20 protein-coding genes and 1 tRNA gene are annotated in these 23,897 nt (G+C 54.8%); 6 read left to right on the forward strand and 15 right to left on the reverse strand.

All coding sequences use genetic code 11. The features are described from left to right. Positions 1–59 precede the first annotated feature (59 nt). Genes ccsA through VGH19_16350 form a run of 3 tightly spaced genes read right to left on the reverse strand, consistent with a single transcriptional unit; the run spans position 60 to position 4,339 of the window. On the reverse strand, positions 60–2,003 hold the full coding sequence (gene ccsA / locus VGH19_16340) for a cytochrome c biogenesis protein CcsA (protein ID HEY1172939.1): 1,944 nt from the start codon (positions 2,001–2,003) through the stop codon (positions 60–62). After that, on the reverse strand, positions 2,000–3,247 hold the full coding sequence (locus VGH19_16345; GenBank protein ID HEY1172940.1) for a cytochrome c biogenesis protein ResB: 1,248 nt from the start codon (positions 3,245–3,247) through the stop codon (positions 2,000–2,002). Before VGH19_16345 ends, ccsA begins: the two co-directional genes overlap by 4 nt. A 12-nt stretch (positions 3,248–3,259) precedes the next feature. Next, positions 3,260–4,339: a hypothetical protein gene (locus VGH19_16350; protein ID HEY1172941.1), complete on the reverse strand. Its 1,080-nt coding sequence runs from the start codon at positions 4,337–4,339 to the stop codon at positions 3,260–3,262. 356 nt (positions 4,340–4,695) lie between these two features. Between VGH19_16350 and VGH19_16355 the strand changes: the two genes are divergently transcribed. Then, positions 4,696–4,896, forward strand: coding sequence for a hypothetical protein (locus VGH19_16355; GenBank protein HEY1172942.1), 201 nt, complete (start codon positions 4,696–4,698; stop codon positions 4,894–4,896). Positions 4,897–5,095: 199 nt separating this feature from the next. Here the strand turns inward: VGH19_16355 and rho are convergent, their stop codons facing one another. The 11 genes from rho to VGH19_16410 all read right to left on the reverse strand — a co-directional run bounded on the left by rho (position 5,096) and on the right by VGH19_16410 (position 19,830). Further along, complete coding sequence (gene rho / locus VGH19_16360; GenBank protein HEY1172943.1) at positions 5,096–6,691, reverse strand: transcription termination factor Rho; 1,596 nt, start codon at positions 6,689–6,691, stop codon at positions 5,096–5,098. A 161-nt stretch (positions 6,692–6,852) separates the two neighbouring features. Continuing rightward, positions 6,853–9,042, reverse strand: coding sequence for a ribose 5-phosphate isomerase B (rpiB, locus tag VGH19_16365; protein ID HEY1172944.1), 2,190 nt, complete (start codon positions 9,040–9,042; stop codon positions 6,853–6,855). Positions 9,043–9,140: 98 nt separating this feature from the next. Then, positions 9,141–10,163: a S41 family peptidase gene (locus VGH19_16370; protein HEY1172945.1), complete on the reverse strand. Its 1,023-nt coding sequence runs from the start codon at positions 10,161–10,163 to the stop codon at positions 9,141–9,143. Between the two features lie 12 nt (positions 10,164–10,175). Beyond that, a complete protein-coding gene (purD, locus tag VGH19_16375; protein HEY1172946.1) occupies positions 10,176–11,468 on the reverse strand; it encodes a phosphoribosylamine--glycine ligase in 1,293 nt (430 codons plus the stop codon). A gap of 65 nt (positions 11,469–11,533) precedes the next feature. Next, positions 11,534–12,328 (reverse strand): alpha/beta hydrolase, encoded by a 795-nt coding sequence (locus tag VGH19_16380; protein HEY1172947.1) that lies wholly within the window; start codon positions 12,326–12,328, stop codon positions 11,534–11,536. Positions 12,329–12,576: 248 nt separating this feature from the next. After that, positions 12,577–13,632, reverse strand: coding sequence for a phosphoribosylformylglycinamidine cyclo-ligase (gene purM, locus VGH19_16385; GenBank protein HEY1172948.1), 1,056 nt, complete (start codon positions 13,630–13,632; stop codon positions 12,577–12,579). 23 nt (positions 13,633–13,655) lie between these two features. Further along, positions 13,656–15,116, reverse strand: coding sequence for an amidophosphoribosyltransferase (purF, locus tag VGH19_16390; protein HEY1172949.1), 1,461 nt, complete (start codon positions 15,114–15,116; stop codon positions 13,656–13,658). 102 nt (positions 15,117–15,218) lie between these two features. Then, positions 15,219–17,534 carry a phosphoribosylformylglycinamidine synthase subunit PurL gene (gene purL, locus VGH19_16395; GenBank protein ID HEY1172950.1) on the reverse strand — a complete coding sequence of 772 codons (2,316 nt, stop codon included), beginning with the start codon at positions 17,532–17,534 and terminating at the stop codon, positions 15,219–15,221. A gap of 166 nt (positions 17,535–17,700) precedes the next feature. After that, the gene (purQ, locus tag VGH19_16400; GenBank protein ID HEY1172951.1) at positions 17,701–18,414 is read right to left on the reverse strand and encodes a phosphoribosylformylglycinamidine synthase subunit PurQ; all 714 of its coding nucleotides are present in this window, start codon (positions 18,412–18,414) and stop codon (positions 17,701–17,703) included. A 37-nt stretch (positions 18,415–18,451) separates the two neighbouring features. Continuing rightward, complete coding sequence (purS, locus tag VGH19_16405) at positions 18,452–18,691, reverse strand: phosphoribosylformylglycinamidine synthase subunit PurS (protein ID HEY1172952.1); 240 nt, start codon at positions 18,689–18,691, stop codon at positions 18,452–18,454. Positions 18,692–19,308: 617 nt separating this feature from the next. Further along, positions 19,309–19,830 carry a hypothetical protein gene (locus tag VGH19_16410; GenBank protein ID HEY1172953.1) on the reverse strand — a complete coding sequence of 174 codons (522 nt, stop codon included), beginning with the start codon at positions 19,828–19,830 and terminating at the stop codon, positions 19,309–19,311. 157 nt (positions 19,831–19,987) lie between these two features. Between VGH19_16410 and VGH19_16415 the strand changes: the two genes are divergently transcribed. The 5 genes from VGH19_16415 to VGH19_16435 all read left to right on the forward strand — a co-directional run bounded on the left by VGH19_16415 (position 19,988) and on the right by VGH19_16435 (position 23,750). Then, positions 19,988–21,136, forward strand: coding sequence for a metallophosphoesterase (locus VGH19_16415; GenBank protein ID HEY1172954.1), 1,149 nt, complete (start codon positions 19,988–19,990; stop codon positions 21,134–21,136). An 83-nt stretch (positions 21,137–21,219) separates the two neighbouring features. Further along, positions 21,220–21,846 (forward strand): hypothetical protein, encoded by a 627-nt coding sequence (locus VGH19_16420; GenBank protein HEY1172955.1) that lies wholly within the window; start codon positions 21,220–21,222, stop codon positions 21,844–21,846. A gap of 63 nt (positions 21,847–21,909) precedes the next feature. Beyond that, positions 21,910–22,560, forward strand: coding sequence for a hypothetical protein (locus VGH19_16425; protein ID HEY1172956.1), 651 nt, complete (start codon positions 21,910–21,912; stop codon positions 22,558–22,560). Positions 22,561–22,598: 38 nt separating this feature from the next. After that, on the forward strand, positions 22,599–23,297 hold the full coding sequence (locus VGH19_16430) for a hypothetical protein (GenBank protein HEY1172957.1): 699 nt from the start codon (positions 22,599–22,601) through the stop codon (positions 23,295–23,297). 63 nt (positions 23,298–23,360) lie between these two features. Continuing rightward, on the forward strand, positions 23,361–23,750 hold the full coding sequence (locus VGH19_16435; GenBank protein ID HEY1172958.1) for a hypothetical protein: 390 nt from the start codon (positions 23,361–23,363) through the stop codon (positions 23,748–23,750). Between the two features lie 33 nt (positions 23,751–23,783). Here the strand turns inward: VGH19_16435 and VGH19_16440 are convergent. Then, positions 23,784–23,858: transfer RNA gene (locus VGH19_16440), tRNA-Met, on the reverse strand. Positions 23,859–23,897 lie beyond the last annotated feature (39 nt).

Raw genomic sequence — 23,897 nt, forward strand, 5'->3', positions numbered from 1 at the left:
GCTACGGGAACGCACCCACAGCGTCAAAGCATTAAAGGCCACTCAAATTAGCACTGCTCTCAGGCAGTCGCCAATCGGTCTTCTTGCTTCTTGCCCGCTTTACCGCCTTTCCCGTCTGGTTTGACAGGAGGCTCTCCATCTCCTTTGTGCAAATTCTTCGCACTGCCCCAAAACTTGATGGGCAACAGTCCTAATCCGATCAACGCCAACTGGCTGACCATGAACACCATAAGCCATTTGAAGGCCGAATCCATAAAGCCGTAGCTGTGCAGGCCGATGCCTAGCATGTTCGTGCCGAACCATGACCAGGCGGTCACAATATTGCCGAAGATGGCCATGTTCATGATTCCCCGCTCTTTCACCATGCCACCCCAGCGGGCATGGAGGATAAGCGCATTCCACAGCACGATAATCAGGGCACCGTTTTCTTTCGGATCCCAGCCCCAGAAACGGCCCCAGGATTGGTCTGCCCAGATGCCACCCAATACCGTTCCCACGAAACTGAACAACGTGGCGAAACAAACGATGCCATACACCATGCGGGATAGCGCCTTGCTGATCTGGTCAGTCAATCCCGGCGTGAACACACCGCGAGCCAGATATACGATCGCTAAGAAACCAGCCACAAAGGTGGACGCGTATCCCAAGGTGATGATCACGACATGTGTCGCCAGCCAGAAATTTGTGTCCAGCACAGCTTGCAACATCTGCAAAGTATCGCCCCCCAAGGAGAGATTGTGCGCCACCACGAGCGTGATAAAGCCGATCATGGAGCCTACGACAGATCCGATGCCATCCCTGTAAAACCGTTCCAAAATCAGCCCTAAAATGACAGAACCCCAACCGATGAAAATGGCGGATGAATAAAGGTTCGTCACCGGCGGACGTCCCTCCAGCCACATGCGGAAAATCAAACCCGTAGTGTGGATGATTAAACCCACCACGATCAGCCAGAAGGCTGAAACTCGCAGCCATTTGCTCATGTTGAACCATGAGAAGCACGCCAGCAGGAAAGCGATCACATAAAGAGTCATCGCGCGGTAGAATGCTTGCATACTATTGTAGAGATGCTCTGCATTCGCTTTTTTGAGCTGTTTGGTGAACTCGGGCTGCAAACTGGCCACATACTCGTTGATCTTGCTGTTGAACGTTGCCACATTGCCGCTCTTGTAGGCGGATACGATGGCACCGTAATACTCCACCGAATTGTGCAATTTCTCACCACGGGCCGCTTCCAGCAACGCATCGCCTATCCGCATCCATTCATCTTTTGGAATCTCAGGATGGTGTGGAGGCACGATCAAGGGGGCTTCGAAACGGCTCATCGCATCAAATCTCTGCGCGTAATCTACAAACTTGTCGAAAACGGCTTCGTCATATTGCTGGCCTGCTTGCTGAGCCCGCACGGCGGCCACGCCCGGACTGATCAATGACTTATATTCCGCTATCTCTGCCGCCCAATCCTTGGCGTTGGGCGGTTGCAACGTGCTCTTGAGACGCATATACAGCACCAGCCGTTCATGCAGTTTCATCACGGCCTGCTCGAAGGGATTGCGATGCTCCGCTTTGATTTTTGCCACGCGGCCCTGCTCGTTGGTGAACGTGCTCATCGCGTTTTGGTCAGGCAGGATCTCATTCCATGAATAATGCTTTCCATCCTGCCCGGCCGCCTCGTTCTTCTCAGGCAGCTTGAGCATTGAAACCAGATCCGGATGGTCAATCCGGAACACTTTGCGGGCATCCGCGATTTCCGGCTTGATCATCACCTCGGCCAGCCACTCGATGGCAGGCATGGTGCGTTTCTCCTCTTTCAGATAAAGGCTCTGTTTTTCACGTATTTGCAGCAGTGAATTGCGCGCCAGAGAATCCATGGGCTGGAAACGGCCATTGAATGACGCCGGCAGCTTGCCGAACGCGTTATAATCAAAGCCGTCGGCAGAGATGGCTTTGCCCGTTAGCAAAACCATGAATGCGGCGAGATACAGAGTTAAAAAACTTCTCATGCGGTCCTCCGTTTCGAGACAAATGCGACGAGGTGGATCATGAATTGAACGGTCAGTCCAAGCCCCACGACCAAGCACCCGACATAAGGTGTAAGCCAGCTTGGATTGCGTACCACCTGCAGCACGCTGGTCCCGCGGTTGCGGTCCAGCTCGTCCTTGCCCATCTGGCTCTGAAAAAACGTCAGCCCGGAATAACGCAACGGGTTGTTCATAAAGATATCCACCTCCCGTTTCTCCTGGGTGGCTGGATTCTCGATGAGCACACGGCTGCGGAAATCCTTCGGTATTTCCGTGCCGGGATAAACTGCATGTGTTGTCTTCAGCAAAGTCATGCCGAACGGCTCGTAGTTTCGGACGGGACGCAATGCCAGGGAATACTTTTTGTCCCCGAACTCCAAAATTTGCGGCGGACTTAACGCCCTGACTACGGAATCAGCGATCTGAGGGCCAAATTTCTTTGTGTAAGAGAAATGCACACCGCCGATCAATCCCCCATCCGAAGACCATCCGGGCAACACCCACAGGCCGTGATTCACATTATCCGAGACGACCTCCACCAATGCCGTGGGCACATTTTTCTCATCCATTTTTTTCGTCAGTGGCTCGCTCACGAAATCAAATCGCTGCGCTACACCATTCGTGGTCAACGGCGCATTGGTCGCCATCATCGGAGCACGGAATTCAAAATTTGAATTGTTCCACAATTCTTTGATTCTCAGTGTGAACGGCAACTTCTCATGCTTGATCTCTCCGCCTGATTTTAGCAGTGACAAAGGAACCACCACGGCCTCTTCATTGTCTGCATCCACATCGGAAACCACAGCAAGTTCATAAGCCATCGAGCTTTCGGAATAGAATTTCTTCTCCCCTTCAGCGAAACGCAGTTGCGTCTCCCGAGAAAACAGATCCGTGGCCAATTGCCCCACCAATAACATGATGATGCCGACGTGCGTCAAAAAGATGCCGGACTTCTTCCAACCCCATTTGAAACGCGTGAAATGGGCAGCCAGCAGGTTGATGAGCAAGGCCGTTCCCAGCAGATAACCACCCGGCAACGGAATCGGCACCTTGCTGCCAAAGAAACTGAACCACGGCACGAACCAGTGTTTGAAGTAACGCTCCTGCGCGTTGTAGAGACCTTCATCCGCCTGCGCCACTGTCCCCACAAACACGAGCACCACGCTGAACGCGAGCAAGATCACCGTCAGCTTGAGCGATGAGATTGTTTTCCAAATTTTTTCCATGCGAGCTAACTGCTAAAATTGAGGCTCTGTTTTGGCGAAAGCTATGAACGAAGCTTTATGTGTTTCCACTAATGCCGTGTTGCCACGCAACTTGTAAAAGAACCATTGGCCACCGCGTGGCACGATCGCACCCAGCATCCGATCACCTTTGTTATCCATGTCCACTAACACTGCTTTAGGATTCGTCGGATCAAGCGGTTGCAACATCTTCGCCAATCCCGCTTCATCCACTGGAGGCAGCTTCACCTGGCCCAGCCAACGGTTCACATTCGCCAGGTTGCCGCCGGTATCACTAGGAAAGACGCTCACAGTCACCTCTCCGGTTGCATCTTTTTCTCCAGTCACCTGATATTTGGCGACCTGCATGGCACCAGGCGCCACCACTTTCCAACCCGTTGGTAATTTCAAATCGCCATCCGCCGACGCTGGCGAAGAAACTGCTGAGGTTGTGGTCGGCATGGCAGAAGGCGTGCCGAACTTCACCGATTTGATGAACGCCAAAAAGTTGTCCTTCTCTTTCGCGACCAACTCATCATCACCGGATATTTTGTAAAACCAGCTGGTATCCGCGGTGTGTTGCATGGCGGTGACGATGCGTGTCTTCTCCTCACCAGTGCCCACCAGATCAAAAAGTTTGCCTTTGGTGCCCGCCACTTCCACCTCTGACAAAACACCCACCGTCTCCTCCCGGGAAATCTCAGCGAGCCCGAGTTGCTGACGCCACATATTCACCACTTCGGTTTCGCGATTGGCCAAAGGCGGCAAAGGCGCGATGGAGACATTGGCTTTCTGACCATTGCCGCCATCAATATTGAAATTCGCCACGCTGACTTGGTTAGCCGGAATCTCCGTCCAACCGGCGGGAACCTGATAAGTCAATGAAGGACGGGCTGGGCGTTCTGATGCCACAGCGGGAGTTTCGCCATGGTCATGCCCATCACCGGGAAAGTGTTCAGGCCCGGCTACTTCCACCGTCTTTTCCTTGGGCACTTGATAAACCCGGATTGTTTCCGGCTCACTGCATCCGGCCAAAAACAAGCTGCCGGACGCGATCGCCGAAGACCAAACTTTATGTGTTAAACGTTTTGCCACAGAACTTTCTAAACTAGCTTTTGCCCTTATCAGGAGGCAACAAAATACCCATTCCAAAACCGGTTACCTGCCCTAAAACGGTTTAATTCGCCGTATTCGACAAACGAAGTTGAAAAACTATTCAAACACCGTTGAAGAAATAAGCCCGGCTTACGGATGGCATTGACGCCACCCTTTGCAACGGTTCGTTTGACGGTCCTTATTACGATCATCTTCATGAATGAAATTTACCACTTTTGGGTGATACGATAAGCCCTCGGTGCGGCCGGTGAGTTCCATGAAACAAAATCACAGAAAATATCTCTCAAAAGCTTCCAGTTGGATTTCCTCTGCTCCTGCGTTAGAATGCAGATGTCATGGCTGAGCCACTTTCGAAACCACAATCTCCTGCTCCCGATGATTTACCATCTCTAGCCAGTGCCGTTGCGACCACCATTCCTGCAGCAGAAGCCAATGCAGTTGAGCCTTCTCCGGTAAAACAGCTTTCTAAAGAAGAACAGATGGCTGCTTTTGAAGAAGATCTGAAATATAACGACTGGGGCCACCAACCCTGCTAGCCTGTGAACCATGGCTGTGTTCCTCGGAGGAACCAGCCGCAGCGAACGGTCTTGTATTCGAGCGTTCGAACTAAAACAGCTTTCTCCCGTTTCCCACGCTGCGACTGATCCCTAAGCGGGATACAGTCGCGATCCAAAAAAGAAAAAGCCTCCGGTGATGACCCGGAGGCTTTTGCATTTCTTAGATCCTTGAAACCGATCAGTTGATCGCCATCGTCAGCAGGAATTCGATGTTGCTGCGCGTCTTCTTCAGCTTGTTCAGCATCAATTCCATCGCCTCGACCGGCGGCACGCCCGTGAGCGCACGACGCAGCATGACCACGCGGCCGTATTCGTCCGGATGATACAGCAGCTCTTCTTTGCGAGTGCCGGACAATTCGATGTTGATCGAAGGGAATATGCGCCGGTCCACCAAATGGCGGTCCAAGTGAACTTCCATGTTACCTGTGCCCTTGAACTCTTCGAAGATCACTTCATCCATGCGGGAGCCGGTATCCACCAGCGCCGTGGCGATGATCGTCAACGAGCCGCCCTCTTCGATGTTACGGGCTGCACCGAAGAAGCGCTTCGGCTTGTGCAACGCGTTCGCATCCACACCGCCGGACAGGATCTTGCCGGAGTGCGGTTGCACCGTGTTGTAAGCGCGTGCGAGACGCGTGATGGAGTCGAGCAGGATGACGACATCCTTCTTGTGCTCGATCATGCGCTTGGCCTTCTCGATCACCATCTCAGCCACTTGCACGTGACGCTCAGGCGGTTCGTCGAACGTAGAAGCGATCACTTCCGCCTCACGGCAGGTGCGCTCCATGTCCGTCACTTCCTCAGGACGTTCGTCGATGAGGAGAATGAAGAGGTAGCACTCAGGATTGTTCTTGATGATGGCGTTCGCCAGCTTCTGCATCAGCACCGTTTTACCCGTGCGAGGCGGAGCGACGATCAGACCGCGGCTGCCTTTACCGATCGGACAGACCAAGTCCAGCACGCGTGTGGAGTATTCTTCCGAACCGGTTTCCAAGAGGAAACGCTTGTTCGGGAACAACGGCGTGAGGTTGTCGAAATGCGTCTTGTCCTTCGCCTTGTCCGGCTCTTCGTGGCCGACAGATTCCACTTTCAACAGAGCGAAGAAACGTTCCTTTTCTTTCGGCGGACGGATCTGACCGGCGATGATATCACCGGTCTGCAAATCAAAACGGCGGATCTGCGAGGGCGACACGTAGATGTCTTCCGGGCAAGGCAGGTAATTGAAGCTCTGCGAGCGCAGGAAGCCGAAGCCTTCCGGCAAGATTTCCAGCACACCTTCGCCGAAGAGGATGCCGTTACGTTCGGCATTCTTCTGCAGGATCTGGAAGATCACTTCGTGCTTCTTCATCGTGCCGAAGTTCTCGATCCCCATCTCCTTAGCCATCTTGTTCAGCTCACCGATGGCCATCGCCTGGAGCTGACTGATGTTGATGCGGATCTGCGGCTGTCCCGGGTTGGTATTACGCGGAGCCTCTTCTTCGTAATGCTCTTCCACCGCATGCTTCGGCGGTTCCAATTCATCAGAAGAAGAAATCTTCCGCGAAACTGGTGCAGGAGCAGGTGCGACTGCTCTGGGAGCCGGAGCCGGCGCTGCGGGCTTCACCGGAGCGGGTGCGGGCGGAGCTGTGGGGACAACTTTGACGGGTTCTGGCTCCGGAGCAGGTGCTGGGGTTTCCACTGCTTCCGGTGCTTCAATCAATGACGGCTGTTCCGCTTCAGGTGCGGACGCTTTCTTTGCTGCTTTCTTAGCAGCCTTTTTGGGTACTCGTGCCATATGTCTAAATGCAAAAAATGCGCCAGTGCTTAACCGCGGCTGGCGCATATATTGACCCTAATGCCGAGAATCTGTTCGAGATCCGCGTATTCGGGGATTTGTTGGTGACTGAACGGTATTGCTACCGGGGGTTCAGTGCGGGGTTCCTTAATACCACACGTTTAGTATGGCAGTGGGAACTTGGCGGTTAAGCGCTTCACACGTTCGCGCACAGAGTGTGCTGCGTCAATGTTTTTTATGTCTTTAAGCACTTCGCTGATCATGTCGGCGATCTCCGCCATTTCAGCCTCTTTCATGCCGCGAGTAGTCACGGCCGGTGTGCCCAAACGGACGCCGCTGGCCTGGAACGGCGAGCGTGTCTCAAAAGGAATCGTGTTCTTGTTCGTCGTGATGCCCGCTTCATCGAGCGCGATCTGGGAGTCCTTGCCCGTGATGCCCTTGGCACCCACGTCCACCAGCATGAGGTGGTTTTCCGTGCCACCGCTCACGAGGCGGTAGCCGTTCTTGATCATGCCCTGTGCGAGCGCAGCGGCATTCTGCACGATCTGCTGCTGGTAAGATTTGAACGTCGGCTGCAGAGCTTCCTGGAAGCAAACTGCTTTCGCGGCGATGACGTGCATGAGCGGCCCGCCTTGAATGCCCGGAAACGCCTGCGAATCAATCTCTTTCTGATACTTCGCCTTGCACATGATCAGGCCGCCGCGAGGTCCGCGAAGGGTCTTGTGCGTGGTCGTCGTCACGAAATCCGCATACGGAACCGGACTCGGGTGAATGCCTGCAGCGACGAGACCCGCAATGTGTGCGATGTCTGCCAGCATGAGCGCGCCCACCTCTTGCGCGATCTCGCTCATGCGCTTGAAATCAATGATGCGCGGGTAAGCGCTCGCACCCACCGTGATCATCTTCGGCTTGTGCTCACGGGCCATCTGCGCAAGTTGATCGTAATCGATGCGCTCGTCTTCCTTGCGCACACCGTAGTGCACGATCTCGAAGAACTTGCCGGAGAAATTCGCCTTGTTGCCATGGGTCAAGTGACCGCCGTGGCTCAAGTCCATGGTCAGCATCTTGTCACCGGGCTTCAGCATGGCGAAGTAAACGGCCATGTTTGCACCGGAGCCGGAGTGCGGTTGCACGTTCGCGTGTTCAGCCCCGAAGAGTTGTTTGGCGCGATCGATGGCCAACTGCTCCACCAAGTCCACATTCTCGCAACCACCGTACCAGCGCTTCGCCGGATAACCCTCGGCGTACTTGTTCGTCAACACCGAGCCTTGCGCTTCCATCACGGCGGGGCTGGTGAAGTTTTCGCTCGCGATGAGCTCGATGTTTTCCTGTTGGCGTTGGCGTTCCTGACCGATCAATTTGGCGATCTCAGGGTCCACTTGGGCGAGGGTCTGGGCCGTAGGGCCGCAGCACGTAGAAGCAGTTTTCTCCATCTTATTTACTCGTCTTTCATGCCGTCCGCCTTCAAAGCGGGCGTTCAAAAATGTATCCACGATGCGCTTGGCCAGCTCGGTGGTCACCAGCTTCTCACCGAGACAAAGCACGTTCGCGTTATTATGCTGGCGGCTGAGCGCAGCCATCTCTTCATTGAAAACCAAAGCGGCACGGATACCGGGCACCTTATTCGCTGTGATGCTCATGCCCACACCGGTTGTGCAGACCAGAATGCCTTCATCCGCCTGATTCCTCACGACGCATTGTGCGACTGCATGCGCGAAGTCCGGATAATCCGTGGATTCAGTGGACAGTGTACCTAAATCTTCCACCGTCATCCCCTGCTCTTGCAGATGATTCTTGAGCGCTTCCTTCAACTTGAAACCACCGTGATCAGAACCGATTGCTACTGTCTTCTTCATGGATGCGTGAACCGGAGCCGCTGCGGCTTCCGTCTGTTCAATAAATTTTACTGCGGACTTCACGCCCGCTTCGATCTCGTCACGGCACATCGCGTAGACGTGATAGGGCGAGCCGATGGGGTCGGAGATTTCTTTATCGTAACCTTCCACTGAATCATCAAACTCGCGGAGCAGGAACGCCTTCTCTGCCGCATGTGGATACATGTAGATCAGGCTATCCAGATGGCTCTGGGTCATGCCGAAGATGTAATCCGCCTGATCTACCAACTGGCCCGTCACCATGCGGCTTGTCTGCCGGGAGATATCGATGCCCTTCTCGCGCATCGCGGTCACGGAATGCGTGCTGGGTACCTGGCCGTTCATCGCCCCGACACCCGCGGAGATGATGCGAAAACCCTTCCGGTTTTTCACCGCGTCACGGAAGAAACCTTCCGCCATGGGACTGCGGCAAATGTTCCCGGTGCAAATCACCAAAATTGTAATCTCGCCAGCCATCAAAGTCGTTAAAAGTGGGATGCTAACGCCGAATCGTCAACGGCGAAATCCCGTTGTCGTGAGAATGTTTAAATTGACTCTACCGCCCCGGGGCAACCCTATTTCTTGCTTTTATAATCCCGCACCATCGAGAGACCTTTTACCAAGTCCAAAGCCCGCGCCAAAGCGGGATCGCGAACCACCTTGCCCGGCGCTTCACCTGGCTTGACTGGAACCACTTCCACATCAGGATTCAACCCCTCTTTATGACGGCGCACCAGTTCGGCCTCATTAATAAGACGGGTCGGCGTACTGGCAACGGGCGGCTTGTTTGTGGAGGATTCGCCAATGACTTTGTAAGCGTCCGCCAGATACATCTGTTCATCCAGCAGACTGACGTCCACCTTGATATCCGGCTTTACGCCATCAAATGGCATCGCAGAACCATCATCAAATTTGATTTCTCCCGTCGCCACCCGCAATGTCTGTCCGGTAGACAAAGGGATATCGCGATACAAGCTCAACTGTCCGGCTGTTTGCGAGCCTAGCAACAATCCAACTTTTGCCGCCCGCAAAGAAGCCGCTAATACTTCCACCGCATCTTGTGATTTACGATTCACCAAGATGACTACGGGAATTTGATTCAATGCACTGCGCCCCGTGGATTGCTCCGCCTTGCCGCCGACTGTCGCGATCGTTTTGCCCTCCGGAAAGAAACAATCGGCGACTTTATAGATATTCTGGTAATCACTGCCCTTGGCAAAACGCAGATCCAACACGAAACCTTTTAGCTTATTCGTGCTGGCGAGCTGATGCATCGCTTCACCGACAGGCTTGTCCGCAGCGGCATCCAGATCGCCAAGCCGCACATAACCATACGCCGCATCAAAGACTGAGGACACCGCCACCGCTGGTCTTGGCTTGGTATCGACATCATCCGCTTTCGCGACATTGGTTACCAACACGGCACGGTTGCCCAACTTGCTTAACAAGCCTTCCACGGCTGCCCCTTGCAAATCCTTCTCGCTTAGTCCCGTCAGGTTAGTCTTCAGGATGGAATAGACTTCCTCAAAACTCGGCGAGGCGGCGTGACTGGTGAGCGTCACCAGCGACAAAGCCACAGATAGAATCAACCGTTTCATGCTCATACTATCTCAGCGAAGTGCCTTGGATGCAATGTCCCGTCTGAAATGAGCGCCTTCGAAATGGATCAAGGCCACGGCCTTGTACGCCGTCTCCCGCGCCTCCTTAAGTGTTGGCGCCCAAGAAGTCACACCAAGAACACGTCCGCCATTCGTCACTACCTGACCGTCTTTCAAGGCTGTTCCCGCATGGAATACTTTCGTGTTCGGCAGTGCATTCGCCTTGTCCAACCCGGTGATGATTTTCCCTTTCGGATAACTGCCCGGATAACCGCCCGAGGCCATCACCACACAGACGGAAGCCATCGCACTCCAATACATCGCCGTTTTATCCAAGGTGCCATCCACGCTGGCATTCAGGATTTTCACCAGATCGCTCTCCAAACGCGTCAGATACACCTGCGTTTCTGGATCGCCAAAACGCGCATTGAACTCGATCACCTTCGGACCGCTCTTCGTCAGCATGACGCCGGGATAAATGATGCCGTGATAATCAATCCCCTCCGCCTGGCAGCCCTTCAACCACGGGTCCAAAATCGCTTTACCAACTGCTTGCAACTCGGCATCGGTCAGAAATGGCGCCGGCGAATACGTGCCCATGCCGCCTGTATTCAGACCTTGGTCGTTATCGCCAATACGTTTGTGATCCTGCGAAGTTGGAAAAAGTTTCGCCGTCTTGCCATCAACGATCGCGTGCAAAGAAAGCTCCATGCCTTCTAGCAATTCCTGAATGACGACATTATTTCCAGCCGCACCAAACGCCTTGCCCACCATGATCTCATCGATGGCTGCATCCGCCTCCGCAACGGAAGTCGTCAGCAACACACCTTTGCCCAACGCAAGACCATCGGCCTTCACCGCGCAACGCCCATCCAGGCTGCGCGCGAATTCTTTCGCCTTCGCCGCATCCGAGAAGGTCGCGGCTTTCATCGTTGGGATGCCGTGACGTTCCATAAAGTGCTGCGTAAAAACCTTGGAAGCCTCAAATTCCGCGCCCTTCTTATTCGGCCCCCAGATGCGCAAGCCTTTGCTCTGGAACAGATCCACAATGCCCATGCCGAGCGGATTGTCCGGCCCCACGACCGTCAGATCTGGCTTATGCTCCAACGCAAACGACAACAGCTTGGGCAAATCCTCCGCACTGATGGCCACCAACTCCACGAGGCTGCCATTGCTAGCCAAGCGTTCCTCCGCGATACCCGCATTGCCCGGCGCGCACCACATCTTCGTCGGTTGGGGCGACTGCGCCAGCTTCCACACCAACGTGTGTTCCCGACCACCCGAACCGATGACCAATAACTTCATGCGCCCCGATTCAATCGCTTAAGCCACATCTGGGAAAGCACATTTAACAACATCTATACCGCTTCCTATTTTTCCTCACCCTTCAAATGCCGGTTGAAGAATGCCGTGATCTGCTGGTGAGCTTCCCGAGGCGCACCGATGGCGTGTCCTTTGTTCGGCACAATGTAGAGGGTCGATTCCACACCGGCCTTTAGCAACGCTTCATGCAACCACTTGCTGTGCTCCACGGGCACCATGTCGTCTTTATCGCCGTGAAGAATATAGAAAGGTGCATCATCGGGCGTGATGTATCGCATGGGACTCGCCTTGGCCGCCTTGTCCAAATTCTTTTCCAACGATCCTCCGAGCAATCGACCGATATCACTGGTAGGCGAACGTCGCTCGTCCTTATTTGTGATCAAGCGATCCAAATCGGTTGGCGGATAAAACGCACAGACTGCCTGCACGCGGCTGGACTGATCAAGGTTGCCGCCTACATCCCCTTCCAATTCCTTCACCTCCGGCGTGGTCCCGATCAGCGCGGCCAGGTGCCCACCTGCCGAGGCCCCAAACACTGCCACGTGCTCAGGATCAAGATTGAACCGGTTGGCATTCGCACGCAGCCAACGGATGGCACCTTTGCAATCATATAACTGGGCGGGAAACGGAGCGTCATCCATGAGCCGGTATTCAATACTGACGACGGCCATCCCATCTTTCGCCAGAAACGCCAGCGGACAAGGATAGCGGCTCCCTGATTTCCAGGAGCCACCATGAATCCAGATTATGACTGGCAACCGATTCGTCGCGTGCTTTGGCAAATAAATATCCAGATCCAAAACCTTCCCCTCTGGACGTCCATACTCTAAATCCCGCTGCACAGCGACATAGCGCGCAGGATAGCTTTGGCACCCTGCACCAATCAGGATCAATAGTAAAAGCAGCCAACAAGCTTTTGGTTTTCTCACAAGATCAATATTCTCTCAAAAGACCGATCGCACAATTCCTCTCCTGCCATGTTCTACACTTCTATTGAACCAATGAGGACATTCCAGTGAATCGTGACAAAAAACAAAAAGGGCGGAACTGGATGGCCCAGGCCCGCCCGTTTTTAAAAGAATAAAAACTATCAGACCACTTGCGAGATGCCGGTGCCCTTGGCGATATCACCGATGATCCACGCCTTGTGGTTCGCGGCTTTGATCGTCTTCAAGGCCGCATCCGCTTTATCCGCGGAAACGATGGTCACCATGCCGATGCCCATGTTGAAGACCTGATACAGTTCGGCCTCGTCCACGCCGCCCTTTTCCTTGATCATCTTGAAGATCGGCAGCATGTCCCATGTGCCCTTGCGGATGATGACATCGCAATTCTTCGGCAGCACGCGCGGGATGTTGTCGATGAAACCGCCGCCCGTAATGTGCGCGAACGCTTTCACTGCATTCGGTTTGCCGTCCTTGTTGAACTTCTTCAACAGAGTTTGCACCGCCACATTGTAGCTCACGTGAACTTTCAGCAATTCATCACCGATCGTATTGCCCAGTTCCGCGACCTTGCTCTTCGGCTTCAACTTCAGCGTCTCGAAGAAAATCTTGCGGGCCAGTGAGTAACCATTCGTGTGCAGGCCGCTCGATTCGATGCCGATGACAACGTCGCCTTTCTTGATGGATTTTTGCCCATCCAGCATGCGGGACTTCTCGACCACGCCGACAATAGTGCCGCTGACATCATACTCGCCGGGTTGATAAAAGCCCGGCATCTGCGCCGTTTCACCACCGATGAGCGAGCAGTTATTGTAAGCGCAAGCACGTGCGAAGCCTTTGATGACATCTGTGAAAACGTGAGGTTCCAGTTTGCCAGTACCGAGGTAATCGAGGAAGAACAGCGGCTCCGCACCGAGCACCGCGATGTCATCCACGCAGTGATTCACGAGGTCCTCACCGATGGTGTCGTGCTTGTCCATCGCGAAGGCCAGCTTGAGCTTCGTGCCCACGCCGTCCACTGAGGACACGAGAATCGGCTGCTTATATTTCTTCACGTCGAGCGCGAAGAGACCACCGAAGCCACCCACTTTACCGAGAACTTCCTTACGGTGCGTGGAGGCGAGTAATTGCGGCAAGGTCGCTTTCACGCGATTGCCCAGATCGATATCTACACCAGCGGCGGCGTATGCTTTCTTCTTCATTTCAAATCAGATCAAAATTTCTCTTACAGCAATTTCGGCTGCTGCTCATCCTTGAACAACGAATCTCCCAGACTTTCGGCGCGTTGACGACGTATCTCAATGATGTGCTTGTCCACATTCGCATCATACGGCACGGGATAATCCCCATCGTAGCAAGCCATGCAGAAGCTGCTCTTCGGCAACTTCGTAGCGGCCACCATGCCATCTTGCGACAGATAGCCGAGCGAATCCGCATTTAGATAATCGCGGATCTCATCGATCGTATAATTCGCTGCCATCAGCTTCTTGCGATCCGGGAAGTCGATGCCATACACGCACGGATTCTTGTGCGGCGGGCAAGAGACGAGCACGTGCACTTCTGTAGCACCTGCTTCCTTCAAACTATTCACACGCGTGCGGCAGGTCGTGCCGCGAACGATGGAATCATCCACGATCACCACGCGTTTGCCCTTCACGAGTTCGCCTACGAGGTTCAGCTTCACGCGTACGTTGAAGTCGCGGATCAATTGCGACGGCTGGAGAAAGCTTCGTCCGACGTAGTGATTACGCACGAAGGCCATCTCATACGGGATGCCGGATTCGAGCGAGTAACCGAGCGCAGCGCAGTTACCGCTATCCGGTACCGGCACAATCACATCAGCCTGGATCGGAAATTCACGCGCCAGTTGGCGACCCATCTCCACACGAGTGCGATAGACATTGCGCCCGTTGATATTGCTGTCCGGGCGCGCGAAGTAAACATACTCGAACACGCAGAACGCGCGCCGTTGATGATCCGGGAACGCCTGGATGCTCTTCAGCCCGTTCTTGTTGATGATAACGATCTCGCCCGGCTCCACATCGCGAACGAACTTCGCCTGGATCAGATCGAACGCGCAAGTCTCGCTGGCGAGCACATAGGCATCCCCTACCCGACCGATAGACAGCGGACGGAAACCATGCGGATCGCGCACGCCAATGAGCTCCTGCTCAGTCATGATGACGAGCGAGTAGGAACCCTCGATGCGACGCAAGGTCTGCACGAGATTGTTATCCACGCCGCCCAAAGTCGGCTGGGCCATCAGGTGCAGGATGATCTCGCTATCAACCGTCGTCTGGAAAATCTGGCCCTTCGCTTCCAGTTCATCACGCAAGACACTGGCGTTCGTCAGATTGCCGTTGTGCGCGATCGCGATACGTCCGCGCCAGCAATCGATCGTGAGCGGCTGGGCGTTCCGCAGATGCGAAGAACCCGTGGTGGAATACCGCGTGTGCCCGACCGCCATGGAACCCGAGAGGTTCTTCAGCGCATCGTTTTGGAAGATCTGCGGCACTAATCCCATGCCCTTGTGTTCGCGAAACTGCTCGCCGTCACAAGTGACGATGCCCGCGCTTTCTTGTCCGCGGTGCTGGAGGGCATAGAGGCCGTAGTACGTCAGTTCGGCTGCATTAGGATGCCCGTAAATGCCGAATACGCCGCAATAATGTTTCGGGTAGTGCTGCATCAGTTACCTCCCCTTGAATCTCAGGACGTTGCGCCTGAGTCAAGGTGGAGAAAAATTCTCAGTGAAAACACTTATGTGCCGTCACCAGTTAGCTCCGAACCGTTATTTCATAGCCCGCGCGATGCTGTTCCACCAGCCATCGTGCAGGTCGCTCAACGCCCACTTCAGATCCTGCCCGCCCGCCTTGATGGCCAGGTCCGAACCGCCCACACTGCCGATGACCGTCGCGGACACACCCAGCAATTTAGCACGTTCCACGACTTTCACCGCATTGATCTTCGCCACGCTGATCACGATACGACCTTGCGCTTCGCCGAAGAGAATCGCATCAAGACGCGCTTTGTCAAAGGCGCTCAAATCAACCGTCGCACCACGGAAGCGCGGTGTATTGCGCGCTTCATAGCCCGAGATGCAGGACTCCGCGATCGCCACGGCCAAGCCGCCTTCGCTGCAATCATGCGCGCTCTTCACATCGCCCGTGTAGATCAGCGCCCGGATCGTATCGTGCAACACCTTCTCCTTCTGGAGATCGCACTTCGGCGGCGTGCCGGTCTTCTGACCATGCACGACCTTCAAGTATGCTGAACCACCCAAGCCTTGCAGCGGGTCCGTGCCGTCCACGAGGTCGCCGAGCAGGATGATCGCATCGCCCTCGTCCTTGAACCACTGCGTCGTGATATGTTCCGCCTTCTCGATGATGCCCACCATCGCCACCGTCGGCGTCGGATCGATCGCACCTTGCGGATTCTGGTTGTAGAGACTGACGTTGCCGCCCGTCACCGGTGCATTGAACACCGTGCAACCTTCCGCGATACCGCGCACTGATTCCTTCAACTGATAGAACAGTTCCGGATTGTGCGGGTTGCCGAAATTCAGATTGTCCGTGGAACCCAGCGGGATCGCACCCGAGCAAGCGAGGTTACGCGCCGCTTCCGCCGTGGCGATCTTGCCGCCTTCATACGGATCGAGATAAACGTAAGTGGCGTTGCAATCCACCGTCATCGCGATGAATTTATCCGGCACGTTATCGTTGTTCTTTGTGGAAGACGCCGGCAACACCGGGAGCGAATCACCCTTGATGCGGATCACCGCTGCATCAGATCCCGGGCAAACCACGGAACCATCGCGCACCATGTGATCGTATTGACGATACACCCAGTTCTTCGATGCGATCGAAGGCCAGGAGAGCAGTGACTTCAGATTCTCCGTCGGATTAGAGATCGTCGGGATCTTGTCGAGCGTGAACGCTCGCACCGCTTGCAGGTAAGCCGGCTCACGCGATTCGCGCTGATACACTGGCGCGTCATCCGCCAATTTCTTAGCCGGAATGTCCGCCACGATCTTGCCCCCGTGACGCACCACCATGCGGCCCGTGTCCGTCACCACACCGACTTCCGCCCACGGCAAATCCCACTTGTCGAAAATACGCTGCACTTCGGACTCGCGACCCTTCTTCACGATCACGAGCATGCGCTCTTGCGATTCCGAAAGCATGATCTCGTAGGAGCTCATGTTCGGTCCACGCTGCGGCACCTTGTTGAGTTCGATCTCGATACCCGTTCCCGCACGAGCCGCCGTCTCACACGTCGAGCAGGTCAAGCCCGCTGCGCCCATGTCTTGGATACCCGTCACCGCATCCGTCGCGAGCAATTCCAGCACGGCTTCCAGCACGAGCTTCTCCATGAACGGATCGCCCACCTGCACCGCACCGCGCTGTTGCTCAGCGGATTCATCCGTTAAATCTTGTGAAGCGAACGCCGCACCCGCCAGACCATCACGGCCCGTCGCCGGTCCCACGTAGAACACCGGATTACCGATACCCTTCGCCGCACCACGCGCGATCTGCTCGTGACGCAACACGCCGAGGCAGAATGCGTTCACCAGCGGATTGCCCGCGTAGCAATCATCGAAATAAACTTCGCCACCGATGGTCGGGATGCCGAAGCAGTTGCCGTAATGCGCGATGCCTTCCACCACACCGCTGAACAGATGCCTCACTTCCGGCGATTCCAGATTACCGAAGCGCAACGAGTTCAGTCCGCACACCGGACGCGCACCCATTGTGAAAATATCGCGAATGATGCCGCCCACACCCGTCGCCGCGCCTTGGAAAGGCTCCACCGCACTCGGATGGTTGTGTGATTCGATCTTGAACGCGATCGCCAGCCCGTCACCGATGTCGATGATGCCTGCGTTCTCCTCACCGGCACCCACGAGGATCTTCGGCGACTTCGTCGGAAAACCTTTCAGCACCGGACGTGTGTTCTTGTAAGAGCAGTGCTCGCTCCACATCACCGAGAAGATGCCCAGCTCGGTATAGCTCGGTTCACGCCCGAGGATTTCGACGGCGCGGGCGTACTCGTCCGGCGTCAGGTTATGCTTCTTGACCAACTCTGGAGTGATGGCGGGTTCCGTCATTTGAAAACTATTTTCTAATCGGCACTCGAAACAACTGCACCCTCGAATGCCCAAACACTTGTCATCAATTCATTCCACATCCGTCTCACACTTTCCACAGCGGTATCGGCTTTCTTCGCCTTTTCCCATCTGTGTCTATCTGTGTCCATCTGTGGTTAAAAATTCCTCACGCTGCCTTCGCAGCACCCTTGTTCTGCAACGCTTGGATCAGGCTCTCAAAGATCGCCTTGCCGTCCTCGCAACCCAAAATCGACTCGCTCGCGCGTTCTGGATGCGGCATCAGTCCGGCCACATTCTTCGCCTCGTTGCACACACCCGCGATGTTTTGCAGGGACCCATTCGGATTCGAATCATCCGTCAGATTCCCGTTCACGTCGCAATACTGCCAGAGCACCTGCCCGTTCGCATTCATCTTCACTAACGTCTCTTCGTCCGCGAAGTAGCACCCCTCACCGTGGGCGATCGGCACACGCATGATCTTGCCGTCCGCGATCTTGTTCGTGAACGCCGAGTTCTTCGTCACCGTCTTCAGATAGACTGGCTCACAACGGAACTGCAATGAACGGTTACGCACCAGCGCGCCCGGCAACATCCCGGCTTCGCACAAGATCTGGAAACCATTGCAGATACCCAGCACATGACCGCCGTTCGCGGCGAATTGTTGCACGGCCTGCATCACCGGGCTGAAACGCGCGATGGCGCCCGTGCGCAGATAATCGCCGTAGCTGAAACCGCCCGGCACCAGCACCGCATCCACGTCGCCGAGTGTGGTGTCCTTGTGCCAGACCAGCTTGGCCGAGTGGCCCAGCACGTTCTTCAAGACGTGCACGCAGTCTTGATCACAGTTCGAACCCGGAAATTGTAGGACCGCAAAATTCATGTCTATTTGAGATAAGCCAGCGTTGGCCTTCGTTCAATTAGTCAACGATCTCCAGCTTGTAATCCTCGATGACCGGATTGCTCAGAAACTTGTGGCACGCCTCGTCGAGCTGGCGACGGATCGTCTCCTTGTCGCCCGTTACCTCGATCTCGAGATACTTGCCCACGTGAACCCGTCCTACGCCCGTGTAACCCATATGGGCCAACGCACGCTCAACGGTTTGACCTTGAGGGTCGAGAACTGCCTTCTTCGGAGTGATGATGATCTTAGCTTTCATTGTCAGCACGGCCGCAACCGCGGAATCGAAGGGCGCATGTTGCGTAAACCCCCTCTTTCACGCGAGAACTTTTTTTGCATCTATTTTCGCCCCTTTTTTCCCTTCAATCGATGTTCGATGTTGGGCGTTCGATGTTCGATGTTTTCCCCGCAATTTTCCGCTTCTTTAATCCTCATATTTCCTCCTTTTCACCATCTCCGCACACGGCACTCCTTCATTTAGTCTTTTCAGGGACTTTTGAGGTGCCTTGGTCCTCATTAGGTCAAGCTTTTGACCTGCCAAGAGTATCCTCCTGCAGCCGTCATTCGTCAAATTACTTTTATCAATTATTTCTCCTGATCGGAACCCCTTGAGCATCAACATCAAGCAACTGTCCATTTGCCCCTTCACCGGAAAAACCCCCTCTTTCCTCCAGCCTCAATCCCATCCTAAAGCGAATCGCTGACACCCTTTCCGGTTCCTTCTAAAACTTGAATCCTCCCGTCTCCCCACCTTTTCCTCACCTCGGCACTTGTACATAAGTGCCGAGGAATTCGACCGTCTGCCTCTCCATCTACGTTCCAACCTTGATGTCACATAATCCACCCTCCACCACGACCTGCCTCCATTCCCTCCCCTTATAACCCCGCCGTCACCTCCCGCGCAAAGCTCCCCGCCCGCTCGATCCACCCGATCGCCCCGCCGCCATGAAACAAACTCGCCAGCACGATCCGGTAGCGGAACGCATGCTCCACCCCATCCGCCACTTCCAACCCTGGCACATGCAAGGGCAGCAAAACCTCCGCCGTTGTCTGTTTGCTTCCCGGCAACACCTTGAGCATCTCCAGCACAAACACCCGCACCCGCACCGAGTCCGACTGCCGGGCATACGCCGCCATATCCCGGCGCAACTCCTCGCCGCGGGCGCGACTCATCCGTTGCCATTGCTTGATCATAAATCCCCGCCCTAGATCCCCTCGGGTCACCAGCCCGCTGGAAACCCGACACCAAAACGCCACCGCAGTCGAATGTTGATACCGGTCCACCGGCCGCCCTTTCACCCGCTCCAGTTCCTCCTGTTGCAGCACGTCCTCAGCTTCGGCGATAAGCCGTTCCATATCCGCCTTCAACAACCCGTTTTCCGCCTCTGTATCATTCATATGCTGACAAGGTAGGGATCCGTCCTTTCCTATCACACCTTTCCATTTAGTGGAACAACAATGAAGAGCACCAACGACCTCGGCTGCTTAGATTCTTAGCATCCACATATTCTACAGTTCCCCCATCCCCGTGCTTTTGCTATAACACCATCAGCCCATGAACACGCCCCTCACCCGACGTCGTTTTCTCCAACTCTCCACCGCCAGCACCCTTGCTCTTTCCCATTCGCTGCAATCAGCCGAGCCTGCGAAATCCTTCGCCTTCGTCCTCCTAGGCGACCTCCACTTCGACCGCCTGGAACACCATGACATGGCCTGGCTGGAGAAACACAAAGGCGGCGACCTCGGTCAGATCAAGAACTACTCCCGCATCACTGCGGACCTCATGCCCCGCCTCTTCGCCACCGTGCGTGAAAGCATCAAGGAGCTGAACACCACATCCTCGCCTGTTCCTTTCGTCCTGCAAGTCGGTGATCTCGTCGAAGGCCTGTGCGGCACCGAAGAACTCGCCGCGCGCCAAAATCGCGAAGCCCTCGACTTCATCAAAGAATCCAAACTCGGCGCACCCTTCCTCTTCACCAAAGGCAATCACGATGTCACCGGCGATGGTGCCCTGCCCGCTTTCCAACAAATCTTCCATCCCTACCTCGCCGAACAAGCCAGGCCGTTTCAAGGCCCGGCGAAACTGGATTCCGGCAACTACACGTTCGCCCATCAAAACGCGCAATTCTTCTGCTTCGATGCTTACGATAAACTAAGCCTCGATTGGTTGGAAGCCGCCCTTGCCAAACGCCACTCACAACACTGCTTCATCGCCATCCATCCCCCTGTCGTTCCTTACGGTGCCCGCTCCACCTGGAATCTCTATTCCAGTGCCAAAGATCAGTCGCGCCGGGAAAAACTCCTCGAACTACTCGGCAAACAAAACGCCTATGTCCTCGGCGGTCACATCCACAAATTCAACACCCTCACCCGCACCACCCGCGGCGGCGGCAAGTTCGTCCAGCTCGCCGTCAGCAGCGTCGTCGGTTCTGCCGAAACCAAACCCAAGGACATCCTCTCTGGATTGAAGGAATACACCGGCGACCAGATCCGCGTGGAACCCAAGCACGCCCCTGAAACAGAGCAGACCCGCCGCGCCGTCTATGATACGGAACGCGAATTCGTGAAATCCTTCGAGTATGCCGACCTCCCCGGCCACACCGTCATCAGCATCAACGGCCCGCAAGTCACCGCCAAGATCCACACCGGCCTCACCCGCGAAGTCTGGCGCACCGTGGATTTGACAGAGTTGCTAAAAGCCTGATGTCTTGAAAACCATTTATGGCCTCCAGCCCACAGCCTGAATCACCACCGCATCGCTCCCGTCGAAAACGGCTTCTTGGATTCATGCTCGTATCCTTGGCTGTTACTTTCCTGTTGTTGGGCCTCCGCTACCGTGATCTCTCTGCGATGCCTATACAACCCACGCTTTGCCAGTCGAACCTCTTTCTCCTGGATGAGGCCATCTCGAACTGGGCCGCTACCACTCAGCCAGTCATTCTTACCAACTCCACCGATATCGCCGGCAGCCCACCAGATCGGCTCATCAAGCGATACTTCCCAGATGGCATCATCCCCACGTGTCCGGCTGGAGCCACTTACCAGCGCGGTTCCTTCGCCATGGCCTCCACTTGCCCCTTGCATGGCGTAGCCCAACGCCATCCCTCCGGCAGCAAACTCCTCTCTGCTTTCCACAGGCGCGAGGCGCGTGCGCGCTACCTGTTAAACGCTTCTAAAATCGGCACCAACGCTACCATCCAATGCCGCAACAACTTGTTTAAGCTTTGGGGTGGACTCGAACAATGGGCTTTGGAATTCAACCAAGCCGGAGGTGATCCCGTTTCAATCCCTCTGGTTTTGGAGCGTGCCCATAACGGTGGGCGAGCTCCCATCTGCCCCTCCGGCGGCAAATACTATTTCACCGTCGCCTCCAACTTCCCCTGCTGCACCATCACCGGCCACACCATCCAATAAATACCGGACACCAGCTTGCCTAAATACTCCAGTGCTGTTCTCATGCCTTGGTTCAACCAAGGCATGAAACCCATCCTCCATCACCGCCAGAAAACCATACTGCTCGCCGTTCTTGTTTTGTTAGTGTTCATCTTCAATCTCTATCGTAGCCATGCACGCATCTCAGCCCTGCGAGCCATACCTACACCGCCACAACCATCCGCTTGCCAGAGCAACCTCTTCATCATCGATACGGCCACCACTTTCTGGGCACAGGCGAACCACGAAAGCACCACCAATTACCCTGCTGAAAAAGATCTGAAAGCATGGTTTTCTCGTGGAGCATTCCCGCGCTGTCCGGATGGAGGCACTTACTCTTACGGCACTCTTTCCCTGGCTACCTCTTGCTCACGACACGGCCACACAGTTTTACCATCGGGCTACACCAAGCCTCCCGCAAAACCTTCCTTCATGGAAAGAATCCGGATTGCGTTGGGAACCAATTCTCGTGCATCAGTCAACGCCTGCATCGCCGAAATGAAACAGCTTGATGGAGCTGCTCAGCAATGGGCTGTTGAAAACAACCGTCCTGATGATGCGCCGCTGAATCCGATGGATTTTGTTCACTTGTTGAAAGGAGCACAGTTCCCTCTTTGCCCTGCTGGCGGCAAATACTCCTTCACCATCGTCTCCAATCCTCCTTGCTGCACCTTTACGGCTCATAGCTTGCCTTAACTGGGGCACATTGCTTTATTACCACAAGAAACCAAGGCATGAAGTCCACCTTCCAACGCCGCGAGAAAATCATCCTGATCTCCGTTTTGCTTCTTTCTACCCTCACTTGGGCAACACTCGATTTCTACCGTGACTATCGGGATCGGAAAGAAGTCGCCGCCAGACATGCCGCTGCGATGGCATTTCAACCCTCCAATTGCCAGCGCCTGCTCTACTTCCTTGATGTCGCCACCACTAAATGGGCTACCAACACTCATCAATTCACCACCAATTATCCTACCGCGGAGAACCTTCAAGCCTACTTGGAACCGGCTGCAATAGATCTTGCGATAGCCTTGCCCATTCGAAACTTTCCAAGTTGCCCGGATGGCGGAAACTACACCTACGGTACACTCGCCCTCGCCACCATCTGCTCAAAACACGGCCATGCCATTTTACCTCATGCAGGCCCTTTCAAGGGGCCTCCTTATTCAATCATTGATAGGATTTGTGACAAGCTCGGCCTGCGTCGTCATCGCCAATACGATTGCTACAGTAACCTGCGAATCATGGATGGAGCTGCTCAGCAATGGGGCTTGGAAAATAAGAAGATAGATAGTGATCTGGTATCTCCAGTTGATGCTGCGCAGTATATGCGGGCGGGCCAATTCGGTCTTTGTCCTCAAGGGGGAAAATACATTTACACGACACTCTACAACGCACCCTGCTGCACCATCACCGGGCACACGCTCCCCTAGATCCCCTCGCTGGAAAACCATGAAATCTCCCCAGCACTTTGATACGTCATCCAGTTCGCCAACATGATTACGAACCCTTACGACGAGGCCATCACGCTCCTCAACGTCCGCGGCTTCTACGCCAAAAGAAAAGATAGCGATACGGAATCCATGATCACCGTCTCACGCGGCACTCTTAAAGTTGGTTTTCTCGAAGCAATGGATGGCGTGGTGTACTTGCATTGGCAAGATGGCACATGGGATGTCGAAGCTCCTTTTGTTTCACCCGAAGGCGGTGTCACGACTCCAGGTGGATGCGTCATAGAACACGGTTATCCGACCACAGCCGCCTGCGAACGCGCCATCAAATACCTGCAATCCCCGGTTCAGTTCAGTCAAGCCATCAAACATCAACATGGCAGATGTTTGGAGTATATGTATCCCGACTGCCTGCCACTTGAAACTGAACGCTGAAAACTTGAAACTCTCTCAAAGATAAGAAGAAAGTGGTGCCAGAGGCGGGAATTGAACCTGCGACCAAGGGCTTATGAGTCCCCTGCTCTACCTCTGAGCTACTCTGGCACAATCACTTGTTTGCCTCACTCGCTGGGAGTGAAGCGG

It is taken from the genome of Verrucomicrobiia bacterium, from assembly GCA_036405135.1.
In the GTDB taxonomy this organism is placed as follows: Bacteria; Verrucomicrobiota; Verrucomicrobiia; order Limisphaerales; family JAEYXS01; genus JAEYXS01.